The organism is Prevotella lacticifex (assembly GCF_019973375.1).
Taxonomy (GTDB): domain Bacteria; phylum Bacteroidota; class Bacteroidia; order Bacteroidales; family Bacteroidaceae; genus Prevotella; species Prevotella lacticifex.
Map to the genome: position 1 here is coordinate 2,054,899 of NZ_BPTV01000001.1, position 13,029 is coordinate 2,067,927.

8 protein-coding genes are annotated in these 13,029 nt (G+C 52.9%); 6 read left to right on the top strand and 2 right to left on the bottom strand.

The genetic code is table 11. The annotated features are described in order from the left end of the window. Positions 1 to 69 precede the first annotated feature (69 nt). The 6 genes from LDN30_RS08135 (at position 70) to LDN30_RS08160 (ending at position 8,276) form a co-directional block, all read left to right on the top strand. On the top strand, positions 70 to 1,290 hold the full coding sequence (locus LDN30_RS08135) for an HD domain-containing protein (RefSeq protein WP_223929442.1): 1,221 nt from the start codon (positions 70 to 72) through the stop codon (positions 1,288 to 1,290). A 48-nt stretch (positions 1,291 to 1,338) separates the two neighbouring features. After that, positions 1,339 to 2,379 (top strand): UDP-3-O-(3-hydroxymyristoyl)glucosamine N-acyltransferase, encoded by a 1,041-nt coding sequence (gene lpxD, locus LDN30_RS08140; RefSeq protein WP_223926200.1) that lies wholly within the window; start codon positions 1,339 to 1,341, stop codon positions 2,377 to 2,379. Positions 2,380 to 2,599: 220 nt separating this feature from the next. Next, a complete protein-coding gene (locus LDN30_RS08145) occupies positions 2,600 to 3,985 on the top strand; it encodes a bifunctional UDP-3-O-[3-hydroxymyristoyl] N-acetylglucosamine deacetylase/3-hydroxyacyl-ACP dehydratase (RefSeq protein WP_223929203.1) in 1,386 nt (461 codons plus the stop codon). Between the two features lie 65 nt (positions 3,986 to 4,050). Next, positions 4,051 to 4,821 (top strand): acyl-ACP--UDP-N-acetylglucosamine O-acyltransferase, encoded by a 771-nt coding sequence (gene lpxA / locus LDN30_RS08150; RefSeq protein WP_223929204.1) that lies wholly within the window; start codon positions 4,051 to 4,053, stop codon positions 4,819 to 4,821. Then, the gene (gene miaA, locus LDN30_RS08155; protein WP_223929443.1) at positions 4,818 to 5,735 is read left to right on the top strand and encodes a tRNA (adenosine(37)-N6)-dimethylallyltransferase MiaA; all 918 of its coding nucleotides are present in this window, start codon (positions 4,818 to 4,820) and stop codon (positions 5,733 to 5,735) included. The genes lpxA and miaA overlap by 4 nt, the downstream gene beginning before the upstream one ends. 39 nt (positions 5,736 to 5,774) lie before the next feature. Further along, a complete protein-coding gene (locus tag LDN30_RS08160) occupies positions 5,775 to 8,276 on the top strand; it encodes a transglycosylase domain-containing protein (protein ID WP_223929205.1) in 2,502 nt (833 codons plus the stop codon). A gap of 840 nt (positions 8,277 to 9,116) precedes the next feature. Here the strand turns inward: LDN30_RS08160 and LDN30_RS08165 are convergent. Both LDN30_RS08165 and pyk read right to left on the bottom strand, forming a co-directional pair. Further along, positions 9,117 to 10,862: an ATP-dependent DNA helicase gene (locus LDN30_RS08165; RefSeq protein ID WP_223926204.1), complete on the bottom strand. Its 1,746-nt coding sequence runs from the start codon at positions 10,860 to 10,862 to the stop codon at positions 9,117 to 9,119. Between the two features lie 6 nt (positions 10,863 to 10,868). Next, a complete protein-coding gene (gene pyk, locus LDN30_RS08170; protein ID WP_223926205.1) occupies positions 10,869 to 12,329 on the bottom strand; it encodes a pyruvate kinase in 1,461 nt (486 codons plus the stop codon). Positions 12,330 to 13,029 lie beyond the last annotated feature (700 nt).

Sequence of the window (13,029 nt, forward strand, 5' to 3'; positions counted from 1 at the left end):
TGGCGTTTTTAAGAAATGAAATGCCATCATTCGGAATGGATTATTCAACAACGAAAGGACTATAAGATATTGAACGACAGTAAGATAATCAACGATCCGGTGTTCGGTTTCATAAAGATTCCGCGCGGTCTTCTGCTGAACATCGTACAGCATCCGCTCATGCAACGGCTCACCCGCATCAAGCAGTTGGGCATGGCCAATGTTGTATATCCGGGTGCCCAGCACACGAGATTTCTCCACTCCATTGGTGCTTTCCACCTTATGAGTGAGGCTGTTCTGTCGCTCGAACAGAAAGGAGTGTTCATTTTCGACAGCGAGGCGGAGGCCGTCGAGGCCGCAATCCTCATGCACGACATCGGGCATGCGCCTTTCTCCCATGTCCTTGAGGGCACACTCATTCACGGCATCAGCCATGAGGAAATCTCGGTAATGATGATGCAGCGCATCAACGACGACATGAAGGGGGAGCTGAATTTGGCAATAAAAATCTTCAAGGACCAATATCCTAAGAAGTTTCTCCACCAGCTCATTTCCAGTCAGCTCGATGTTGACAGGCTCGATTACCTCCGTCGCGACAGCTTTTTCACCGGTGTCACCGAGGGAAACATTGGCTCGGCACGCATAATAAAGATGCTAAACGTTGTCGACGACTCACTCGTCGTAGAGTCGAAAGCCATTTATTCCATCGAGAATTACCTCACCTCAAGGAGGCTGATGTACTGGTCGGTGTATCTTCACAAGACAGTCGTGGCATACGAAAAGACGCTCATCAACGCCCTCCGGCGCGCAGAGTTCTTGGCAAAGCAGGGGTGGGACATCTTCGGAACATCGGCACTGCGTTACTTCCTCTACAATCACATCGACGACAAATGGTTCGCAAGCCACGAGGAAACCCTCGACATGTACAGCCAACTCGACGATAACGACATCTGGTCGGCACTGAAAGTGTGGGCAACATCGAAAGATAAGATTCTCGCTTTGCTTGCCTCCGACATGATAAACCGCCGCATATTCCGCGTGGAAGTGCGCGACGAGCCCGTCAGCGACGACGAGATAGCCGATATCCGGAGGACTATCGCCGAGAAAGTGGGCATCGACGAGGCCGATTCTGACTACCTTTTGAGTGTCAACACGATACAGAAAGACATGTACGACATCAACGATGATCACATATCCATATTGTACAAGGATGGCACTATAAAAGACATCGCAGAGGCCTCCGAACTGCTCAATGTTGATCTACTATCCAAAAAAATTCGCAAATATTACCTTTGTTATCAACGTTTGTGACAAAAATTTGGTATCTTTGCAACAAATATTTAAACAGAAACTAATATTATGGAGTTTTCCGCAAAGCAGATAGCCCAGTTCATTCAGGGTCGTGTTGAAGGTGACGAGAACGCTACCGTCAATACGTTTGCAAAAATAGAAGATGGCAAACCGGGTGCTATCTCATTCCTTGCCAATCCCAAATACACTCATTATCTTTACAATACAGAGTCGACAATCGTTCTCGTCGACGAGAGTATCGAACTTGAGAAACCGGCAACGGCAACACTCATTCGCGTGAAGAACGCCCGCGACTGCGTGGCTAAACTTCTGCAACTCTACGAGAGCATGAAGCCTAAGAAACAAGGCATTGACTCGTTGGCCTTCATCTCCCCTAAGGCAAAGGTTGGCAAAGACGTTTATATCGGGGCTTTCGCCTATATCGGCGACGGTGCAGTTATTGGCGACGGATGCCAGATTTACCCCCATGCCACGATCATGGACAATGTCGTTCTCGGCACGGGATGCATCATCTACCCCAACGTAAGCATCTATCACGAGTGCCGTTTGGGCAACAACGTGACCATCCACAGCGGCAGCGTAATCGGTGCCGACGGCTTTGGCTTTGCTCCTAACGAACAGACCGGCCAATACGACAAGATTCCGCAGATTGGCATTGTGACCATTGAGGACGACGTGGAGATAGGAGCCAACACTTGCATAGACCGTTCGACGATGGGCAGTACTTACGTTCGCAAGGGCGTAAAACTCGATAATCTCGTTCAGATAGCCCACAACACCGACATCGGTTCGAACACCGTCATGAGCGCGCAAGTGGGCATCGCTGGTTCAACAAAGGTGGGACAGTGGTGTATGTTCGGCGGTCAAGTGGGAATTGCAGGCCACATCACCATCGGCGACAAGGTATTCCTCGGTGCACAAAGTGGTGTCCCCGGAAGTCTGAAGAGCAACCAGACCCTCATCGGCACACCGCCAATGGAGTCGCGTCCTTACTTCAAGTCGCAGGCTATCTTCCGCCGTCTGCCCGAACTTTACAAGCAAATAAACGACTTACAGAAAGAAGTCGAGGAGCTGAAGAAAGGCAAATAAATTCTGAAAGAGGAATCATCTGACTCTGGAAAGGAAGCTGTCAGACTCTAACCAAGAAACTGTAAGAGCCTAATAAAGAGACTATTAGAATCTTGGGAGGAGTCGAATAAAATCCGGAGAAGAGACGAATAGATTCTGAAAGAAAATATTTCAAGCGGCTGAGGGTTTATCATCAAAATTACGCCAACGCCGCAACAACAATAATATTGAAACAAAAGAAATGGAAGCAACCAAACAAAAGACACTGAAAGGCAGTTTCTCGCTATTCGGGAAAGGCCTTCACACAGGTTTGAGTTTGACAGTAACATTCAATCCGGCACCTGAGAACACCGGACTTAAGATACAGCGTATTGACCTCGAAGGACAGCCGACAATCGATGCCCTTGCCGAGTACGTCGTTGACACCCAGCGCGGTACAGTCATTGCCAAGGGCGATGTGCGCGTCGGAACCATCGAGCACGGCATGGCAGCACTCTACGCCATGGGCATCGACAACTGTCTCGTCCAAGTCAATGGCCCTGAGTTCCCGATTCTTGACGGTTCTGCCGAGAAATATGTTGAGCAGATAAAGAAAGTAGGAATAGTAGAGCAGAACGCTCCTAAGGACTACTACATCATCCGTCACAAGATAGAAATCACTGATGGTGAGTCGGTTATAACAATTCTTCCCGACGATCAGTTCTCTATTACGGCCATGTGCTCATTCCAGTCGAAGTTCATCAGCAGTCAGTTTGCGACCCTCGACGACGTCAACAAGTTCGCCGACGAAATCGCTCCTGCCCGCACATTCGTCTTCGTGCGCGACATTATGCCACTCCTTCAGGCCAACCTCATCAAAGGCGGCGACCTCGACAACGCCATCGTCATCTACGAGCGTGAGGTTCCACAGGAGAAACTCGACCAGCTTGCCGACCTCCTCCACGTTCCACATATCGACGCCACACAGATTGGCTACATCCAGCACAAGCCGCTGATGTGGGACAACGAGTGCACCCGTCACAAGCTTCTCGACATCATCGGCGACATGGCGCTCATCGGAAAGCCAATCAAAGGCCGCATCATCGCTACCCGTCCGGGCCATACCGTGAATAACAAGTTCGCACGGCTCATGCGCAAGGAGATTCGCAAACATGAGATTCAGGCGCCTATCTACAACCCCAACGACGAGCCGGTGATGGACAACAACCGCATCCGCGAGCTCCTTCCGCACCGCTATCCCATGCAGCTCATCGATAAAGTGACGGCAGTTGGGCCTACGAGCATTGTCGGAGTGAAGAACGTAACAGCCAATGAGCCGTTCTTCCAGGGTCATTTCCCACAGGAGCCGGTGATGCCGGGAGTACTTCAGATTGAGGCCATGGCACAGTGCGGCGGCCTCCTCGTCCTCTCACAACTCGAGGAACCCGAGCGCTGGTCAACTTATTTCCTGAAGATTGACGACGTGAAATTCCGAAAGAAAGTAGTTCCCGGCGACACCCTTCTCTTTCGCGTCGAGCTCCTCCAGCCCGTGCGTCACGGCATCAGCACGATGAAAGGATACATCTTTGTGGGCGACACTGTAGTCTCAGAGGCTTCGTTCACCGCACAGATTATCAAGAATAAGTAACTGCCACTGAGCATTTTACTACATTTCACTCATCGTTCACACACAACAGAACAATAATTACGACTATGAATCAGATAAGTCCTTTAGCTTATGTACACCCCGAAGCGAAATTAGGCGACAACAATATTATCGGCCCGTTCTGCTTCATCGACCGCAACACCGTCATCGGCGACAACAATGTCATGCAGAACAGCGTCACGATAAACTATGGAGCCCGCATCGGCAACAGCAATGAATTCTTCCCCGGATCAAGCATCTCGACGAAGCCCCAGGACCTCAAGTTCAAGGGCGAGGACACGATATGCGAGGTCGGCGACAACAATTCCGTCCGTGAGAATGTCACCATTTCGCGCGGCACAGCCTCGAAAGGCACCACTAAGGTAGGCAGCAACAACCTCCTTATGGAGAATATGCACATCGCCCACGACTGCGTTTTCGGTTCCAATCTCATCATCGGCAACTCGACAAAGTTCGGCGGTGAAGTGACCGTCGACGACAATGCCGTTGTCTCAGCCGAGGTTTTGTGCCATCAGTTCTGCCGCGTTGGCAGCTACGTGATGATACAAGGCGGCAGCCGTTTCTCCATGGACGTTCCCCCATACATTATCGCCGGTAAGGAGCCAATCCGCTATGCAGGAATCAATATCATCGGTTTGCGCCGTCATGGATTCTCCAACGATCTCATCGATCTCATCCATAACGCCTACCGAATCCTCTACAGCGACGGCACACGTGAGGAGAATATCAACCGCATAAAGAGCGAGTTGCAAGTCACGAAGGAGATTCAGTACATCATCGACTTCGTGCAGTCATCGAAGAGGGGCATCATCAAATAAGCGTGAAATCCCTCATCGTAATAACAGGTCCTACAGGTGTTGGCAAGACGGAGCTCTGTCTCCGTGTTGCCAACACTTTTCGTATACCCATCATCAACGCCGATTCGCGGCAGATATACCGCGAGATTCCCATCGGCACCGCGGCTCCGACAGCTGAGGAGCAGGCTCAGGCCAAGCACTACTTTGTGGGTACACTGAGCGTTTCCGACTATTACAGCGCCTCAAACTACGAGCAGGATGTCCTCCGTCTCCTCGACCGCCTCTTCGCCGACTCCGATGTGGCCCTCCTCTCCGGTGGCAGCATGATGTACATCGATGCCGTGTGCAAGGGCATCGACGACATTCCAACCATCCGTGACGACATCCGCCGCACAATGAAGGAACGCCTTGCTACAGAAGGGCTTCCCGCTCTCGTCGACGAACTGCGCCGACTGGACCCTGAACACTGGGCCATCGTCGACCGCAACAATCCTCGCCGCGTCGTCCACGCTCTGGAGATATGTCATCAGACCGGGCGCACCTACACCTCCTTCCGCACCAACAAAGCAAAACCGCGGCCATTCCGAATCATCAAGATTGGCCTCACACGACCACGCGAGGAGCTCTACCAACGTATCAACGACCGCGTAGTAAGGATGATCGACAACGGCCTCGTCGACGAGGCTCTCAGCGTACTGCCCTTTCGTGGCGCCAACGCCCTGAACACCGTCGGCTACAAGGAGATGTTCGAATATCTCGACGGCCTCACAACCCTCGACGAAACAATCCTTCACATCCAGAGCAACACCCGACGCTATGCACGCAAACAGCTCACATGGTACAAGCGTGACAGCGATATGAAATGGTTTTCGCCCGAAAACATTGAAGAAATCTTAAATTATATCACTGCCTCAGTACAGATTCCAACGAAATAACTATCTTTGCATAGTTATAACACCCACACCATAATATTGATGCTAAAGAAAATTATCAACATACTCAAAGTCCTCTGGCGGGGAATCAAGGGATTCTTTCCTTGGTACGCCAGTCTCTACAAGGGACATAAATGGTACACAAAGACCGCTGTCGGAATAATGTCAGCAATTGTTGCCCTGTTCCTTTACCTTGGAATGGTCGACATCAACTTCCTCTGGCTCTTCGGCAAGTCGCCGGGTTTCTACGAGATTATGACTCCACCGAAGAACGCCGGCAGCGAGGTTTACAGTGCCGACAGCGTTCTCCTCGGCCGTTATCTCAAGGAGAACCGCATTCCCGTCCGCTACAATGAGATTTCGCCGTCGTTCTGGCGCGCACTTATCGACACCGAGGATGAGCGTTTCTACGAGCACCACGGCATCGACTTCGAGGGCATCGGCGGTGCCGTCAAGGATGCCGTCACCCACAACGGAGCCCGTGGAGCGTCGACCATCACACAGCAGTTGGCCAAGAACCTCTTCCAAGTCCGCCGCGGAAACTCACAGGGATTCTTCGGCCACATACCCGGTCTGCGCCTTATTGTCGACAAGAGCAAGGAGTGGATCATCGCCATCAAGCTCGAGCTCATATACAGCAAGGACGCCATCCTGACGATGTATGCCAACACCGTCGACTTCGGCAACAATGCCTTTGGCATCAAAACTGCCGCCAAGACATACTTCAACACCACCCCCGACAAGCTCACTCCCGACCAGTGCGCCCTCCTTGTGGGCATGCTCAAGGCCACAAGCTACTATAACCCCATCACCCGCCCTGAGAACGCACTGAAACGGCGCAACCAGGTGCTTATCAACATGCGCGACCACAACGACCTCACAGCCGAGGCCTGCGACTCACTGATGAAGAAGCGCATCGTGCTCGACGTACAGCAGATGGACGACGATTCGGGACGCGCAAAGTACTTCCGCGATGCCGTGGCGAAGTTCCTCAAGCAGCAGCCGGAACTCGACGGCTACGACCTCTACAGCAGCGGACTGCGCATCTACACCACCATCGACACACGTCTGCAGAAGTATGCCGAGCAGGCCGTGACAAAGCAGATGCGCGTCGTCCAGCGCGCTTTCGAGGGAAACTGGTATCATGAGGACCCATGGCGCGACGAGAAAGGACAGGTCATCCCTAACTTCATCGAGGGCATAGCCCAACGGCTCCCGGTTTATAAAGCGCTGCAGGCCAAATACCCCAATCAGCCCGACAGCGTCAACTACTACATGAACAAGAAGCATAAGGTGCGCCTCTTCGACTACGAGAAAGGTCATATCACGGCCGACATGTCGTCGATGGACTCCATACGATATATGGTCCGGTTCATGCACAGTGCCTTTGTGGCCATAGAGCCCCAGACCGGTGCCGTGAAAGCATGGGTCGGCGACATTGACTACGACACCTGGAACTACGACAAGGTGACCGCTGAGCGACAGCCCGGTTCCACCTTTAAGCTCTTCGTCTACACTGAGGCCATCGACCAGGGACTTGCGCCCTGCGACAAGCGCCGCGACGAATACTTCAGCATGCAGGTCGAGGACGACGAGACCCACGAGATGAAGACGTGGGCACCGACGAATGCCAACGGCTACTTCACCGGCGACTCCATACCCCTGCGCAGTGCTTTCGCACAGAGTATCAACTCCATAGCGGCACGGTTGGGGCAGGAAGTAGGGACGTCGAACATCATAAAGATGGCACAGAAGATGGGCATCAAGAGTCCGCTCAAGGACAAGCCCGCACTGGCCCTCGGCTCCAGCGATGTCAATCTCTTGGAGCTTGCCGGAGCCTATACCACCATTGCCAACGACGGCCGTCACCATGATCCGATACTCGTCACGAAGGTTGTCGACGACCAGGGCAACGTCCTCTATGAGGCCGATGACGACGACACACAGGCTGTCAGCCACCGCACGGCGTTCCTCATGCAGCAGATGCTCAAGGCCGGACTCGTAGAACCCGGCGGCACATCGCAGCCTCTGAACAGCTACATCACCAAGGACACCGACTGGGGCGGAAAGACCGGAACATCGAACAACCACTCCGACGCCTGGTACATCGGTGTAAGTCCGAATCTCGTGTGCGGAGCGTGGGTCGGCGGCGAATACCGATGCATCCACTTCCGCTACGGAAAGATGGGACAGGGAGGCCGAGCAGCACTGCCTATCGTCGGAAACTTCATCAAGGCCGTATGGAAAGACAAGCGGTTCATGAAGTACCACGCCAAATGGCAGCCCGACGACGACATCGACAAGAGCCTCTACGAGTGTCAGAGCTACTGGTCAAAGCCCAAGCGCAAGCTCGACACCATATACGTCGACCGGTCATCGGAGGCCAACAAGGCTGACGAAGATCTCAACGATGAGGATATGAACAATGATGAGAGTGCCGTCGAGGGAGAGGGCAATGAACCAGAGCCGACATCCACACGCCATCATACGGGGAAGAGCCACTCCGGCAGGAACAACTCCTCAGAGGCCGATATTCCGCTTTAGCCGCAGCAAGCTGACAAGCAAAAACACTACATTATTATATATAACGAGCCCATAGGACTACTTGAGAAGGAACATCCTATGGGCTCGTCTCGTTTTATCCACCCCACCATCATTTCCTGACTTCATCACATCTTTGGCTGGATGAAGTGTCATCATTGATTGTCAATTAGTTATAAGCTTATTTCAGCAATTGATGGTGACGCAATTACGAATATATCCCTCCTTAACAGCCCGGCAGACAGTCAATGTCTTTGTTCTGGCTCATATTGCCTTGCCATCTCCAGATGATAAAGGAAAAGAAAATCATGTACAGGCTTACGCTCCATGAGGAGCTCTGAGTCTCAACCAGCGGGATAGCCTTACGAGCAAGCTCGTAAGGCTGCCTCATCACCTCAGCACCATAGCTCCATGGGGAGCTAAAGCCTGTACATGACTATTTTCCAATAACTTATTCTCGATTCAGGGTGACGCATTGACGAAGTCAGAAGGAACATCCTATGGGCTCGTCTCGTTTTATCCACCCCACCTTCTTATTATTCATCCGTTGCCGATATGACGGAGAATATACAATTTGAGGAGGATTCTAATCACCCCGTTGTTAGTAGGACAGGGATAAATCACAATTAGCGTGCAACGCATTTATTATCAACGTATTACACCAACGCAATCCCTTTGTCAGTAGTACGGGGGATAAATCACAAATAGCGTGCAACGCATTAATTATCAACACAATACCAACGCAATCCGCGGTTAATTGCAGCATATTCGTCGTTCGGGTGATGCAAAAAAAAATCAGATTCGTCTGTTGACCGCATCACACTGTCTGCCACGGATAACAGCTTACTTCTTTTTCTTCTTGGACGGTTTCTCCAGCCGCGACAGACGGCGCTTGGCCTGCGGATTATCGGGGCAGAGGTCCAGAGCCTTACGGTAGTTGCCCACGGCAGCGTCGTTCATTCCGGCTTTCTCACACTCCTTTCCCATCACGACATACTCCGTCGACAGTTTCTTCAGATACTTCATCCGCTCGGCCTCACGCTCCCGCAGCTGTTCGTTCTCGGTGCGGAGGTCATTGATTATCTGCAACTTACGGCGGATGAAGCGGCGCGCGGCAGGTTTCTCAATATCGTAGCGGCTGTGGATGGCGAGAAAGAAACTCCTCAGGCACTCCTCGAAGTCGCCACGGTCGAAAGCCTTCACGGCATCGTAATACTCCTTGTCGGCCTTGCTCTGGCGGAGTGCTTTGTTGATGATTGTTCCGTCGTTATACTGCCGTGCGAACCTCACCACCTCCTGACGGACGAAGATATCGGTGCGACGGATAGGCTCCTTCAGCGTTATCCCCTCCAACGACGTACACCGCGACAGGGCCACGTAGGCCTGACCACCGGCAAAGGCACCACCGGTGAAGTCGATTTTCACGCGGCGGAACGTCAGTCCCTGACTCTTATGGACGGTGATGGCCCACGCCAGCCGCAGCGGAAACTGCACGTAGGTGCCCACCTGCTCCTCCTCGATTTTCTTCTCGGTCTCGTTGAAGCGGTAGCGCACATTCTCCCACATGTCCCTCTCCACGTCATATTCGTTGCCGTTCTCAGCCACCACGCTCACGATGCCACCCTCAGCGTCGATGGCCGACACCACACCGAGGGTGCCGTTGACCCACCGGTGCGCCATGTCGTTCTTGATGAACATCACGTGGCAGCCCGGTTTCAGCTCCAGTTCGAGGGGCGTGGGCATCGAACTCTCGGGGAACTCCCCTTTCACCTGTCCTTTCGAGATGAAAGGATCGCCCTCGAGCTTGTCGAGCTCCCTCTGGTTGATGTAGTCGACCGTGTCGCGGCGTGTCGACAGCGTGATGGGCAGTCCTCCGTCAGCCTCATCGTCTTTCCCCACCCGCTCATTGAGGCGGCGGAGGTCGGCGTCGGTGGCGTTGTTCGTCCGGATATCATCGAGAATGGAGATGAAAGCGGGGTCCGACTGGCGGTAGACCTTCTTCAGCTCGATGCTCACGAGCTGAAACGACCGGAAGATATGAGCGTCGAAGAAGTAAGCACTGGGGTAGAACGGATGGAGGAGCGCCCGGTCGTCCTCGCGCAGCACGGGCTCGAGCTGATAGATATCGCCGACGAAGAGCATCTGCTTTCCGCCGAAGGGCTCCCGCATATTGCGGCAGTATACGCGCAGCACCTTGTCGATGAAGTCGATAATGTCGGCCCTCACCATGCTCACCTCGTCAATGATGATGAGCTCCACCTCACGGATGAGCTTTATCTTCTCACTGTTGTATTTCAGCATGTCGCGCAAATGGCGCACCGAATAGCGCGTGTCGGTGGGCAGCAGCGGATGGAACGGCAGCTTGAAGAACGAGTGGAGCGTCGACCCTCCGGCGTTGATGGCCGCGATGCCCGTCGGCGCGAGGATGATGTGCTTCTTCTTTGTCGTCGATGCGATATATCTGAGGAACGTCGACTTTCCCGTACCTGCCTTTCCGGTGAGGAAGAGGCTGTTACGGGTGAACTGCACTATCTGCAGAGCGTTCTGCAGTTCAGGGTTCGACAAGTCGATATTCTCCTTTTCGTCCATCGTCGGTTATTTCCCGTTGTTTGTTACGTCGGGAAGCGTGAGGTTCTCGTCGCCGTCGAGCACCTCCTTCACCGTATTGATTTCCATGAACGATGTTCCGTGCGAGAATGATCCCGACAGATAGGCTATCTTGTCATCGTTGCCGATGAAGCACTTCTGCCTGAGCATGCGTACGGCGGCGCGGAAGAGGAATTCCGTCGACACCCTGTTCTTCTGATACACCGGAATGATACCGTACGACAGGTTGAGCCAGCGTTGCAGCTTCTCCTTATAGCAGATGGCGAGCACCGGGTTCGGTCCTCTGTAGGCCGCCAAGTTGCGGGCTGTCTGACCCGTTGCCGAGTCGGTGATGATGCCCTTGACACCGATTTCCTCGGTAGCCTCGATGGCCGCCTTGGTGAGGAACTCACGCTGCGTGGGATTATGGCCGAAGAGTCCGAACACGGCCTGCTGCTCCGAGTAGCTCGAATGGGCGTCGGCCTCAGCCTGCTCAGCGATGCGGGCCATGGTCTCGACGGCCTCCACGGGATACTTTCCGCTGGCTGTCTCGCCCGAGAGCATGAGCGCGTCGGTATGGCTGTAGATAGCGTTGGCGATGTCGGTAACCTCAGCGCGCGTAGGCCGTGGGTTCTCAATCATCGTGTGGAGCATCTGCGTAGCCACGATCACGGGTTTCTTCTTCCGTATACACTTGTTGATAATCATGCGCTGGATGCCCGGGATCTTCTCTATCGGTACCTCAATACCAAGGTCGCCACGGGCAATCATGATACCATACGAGGCATCGATAATCTCGTCGATATTGTCGACGCCCTCCTGGTTCTCAATCTTCGAGATAATCTTTATGTCGCTGTGGTGCTCGTCGAGGATGTCCTGCACAGCCTTCACGTCGGCAGCCGAGCGCACGAACGAGTGGGCAATGAAGTCGATGTCCTCGTCGATGGCCAACAGTATGTTGCGCTTGTCCTTCTCCGTCAGCGCCGGCAGGTCGATGTGCTCGCCCGGTACGTTCACGCTCTTGTGCGATCCGAGGGTACCGTCGTTCTGCACCTGCGCCACGAGCATAGGGCCCGTGTTCTCCACGACCTTCATGTCGATGGCACCATCGTCGAGGAGCAGGTCGTCGCCCTCCTTCACGTCCTTGGTGATGTCGGGGTAGCTGACGTTGATGATGTCCTTCGAGGTGTCCATCTCCGGACGGCCGAAAATCTTCACCATGTCGCCCGTCTTGTAGTGTATGGGCTGCGGCGTACCCGTGGTGCGCACCTCCGGGCCCTTGGTGTCGATGAGTATTCCGATGTGCGGCGACACGGCGCGCACGTTCCGTATTATCTTCTTTATGCCTTCAGGAGTGGCATGAGCGGTGTTCATACGAACGACATTCATGCCGGCGAGGAAGAGCTTGCGGATGAACTCCTCGTCGCATCTGAGGTCGCTGACTGAGCATACTATCTTTGTCTGTTTCATAGTTCTGTAGGTATAAGTGGTTTATTTCTTCTGTTTGCAAAGGTAGCATAAACCCGACACAAAACAAAATAAAACCAGACTTCTTTTCGCTCCCGACCTCAAATAATAATCCACGAATGGCTCCCCGACCCCGCAGTCTCCCCACTCGCCCCGCCGTTACGGTAGCAAGAAGGGAGAGGCGGCAAGCAAACGGAAATTACGAAAAATCCTTACACGAAAACCATACATGCCATTTCGCGTTGCCAAACGGTCCATTTCGCAATGTCAAACGGACCGTTTCGCAGTCTCAAACGGTCCATTTCGCAACGCCAAATGGCCCTTATTGCCAACACATTGAATATCAATAGGTTAGCAAGGAGAAGAAAAATGAAATTAAATCTGAAAAATATTGACAATACATTCACCTCAAATCACTGCAGACGACGAGCAACATAAATAATAAGCTTGAGGCAATGAGCAATATGATAATGCTGTGATGGGCAGCGAGCTATAGTCGTTTTAATGTGCTGATAATGGGATTGTTGAAGCACATATCCACTGCATGGTGCCGCTACAATACCGAAAAAATCTGCGTAATCTACGTGCGAATTACTCTCCTAACGCTAATTTAATTGTGGATTTTTTTCTGGCACAGATTCCGCAGATATCGCAGATTCAATTGATAACGGTCAGCGCGTTAATGACCCCTTTGCAGGGGCGG

Bases quoted from the DNA above. Each gene is read 5' to 3' on its own strand.
- lpxD (WP_223926200.1), top strand. From the start codon at position 1,339: ATGGAGTTTTCCGCAAAGCAGATAGCCCAGTTCATTCAGGGTCGTGTT.
- LDN30_RS08145 (WP_223929203.1), top strand. From the start codon at position 2,600: ATGGAAGCAACCAAACAAAAGACACTGAAAGGCAGTTTCTCGCTATTC.
- lpxA (WP_223929204.1), top strand. From the start codon at position 4,051: ATGAATCAGATAAGTCCTTTAGCTTATGTACACCCCGAAGCGAAATTA.
- LDN30_RS08160 (WP_223929205.1), top strand. From the start codon at position 5,775: ATGCTAAAGAAAATTATCAACATACTCAAAGTCCTCTGGCGGGGAATC.
- LDN30_RS08165 (WP_223926204.1), bottom strand. From the start codon at position 10,862: ATGGACGAAAAGGAGAATATCGACTTGTCGAACCCTGAACTGCAGAAC.
- pyk (WP_223926205.1), bottom strand. From the start codon at position 12,329: ATGAAACAGACAAAGATAGTATGCTCAGTCAGCGACCTCAGATGCGAC.